This window comes from Amycolatopsis sp. NPDC059021, assembly GCF_042739895.1.
Classification (GTDB): domain Bacteria; phylum Actinomycetota; class Actinomycetes; order Mycobacteriales; family Pseudonocardiaceae; genus Amycolatopsis.
Genome location: NZ_JBHYIQ010000017.1, coordinates 1 through 362, shown reverse-complemented (window position 1 = coordinate 362; position 362 = coordinate 1).

The following is a 362-nucleotide window of genomic DNA, read 5'->3' as shown; positions in this document are numbered from 1 at the left end:
TGGTCTTGGGCCCCACCTGTTTGCGCCAGGCGGTGGGCCGTCCCGCCCCGTGGTATCAGCCCCCCCAGGGGGGGCCCTGCCTGTGGGTGGGCCCCCCCTGGCCGTGCCGCCTCGACTCGCGAAGAATCGCTACCAGCCGTGGGCAGAATGTGTGCACAGCCGGGAAACGCCCTGGTCGCAACCTGACACAGAATCGCAACTAGCTGAGACAGGTTTGATAGGATGAGTGCAGGTGAGAGGGCATCTCACCCCGAAAACACCAGGTCAGCACCGCAGTTGTCCCCTAAATGTGGCATGGGGTGCGTCCACCGCACCCAATGGGGCGTTGGGGGCGTGGGGGTCGCGGTGAGGACCACAGATTT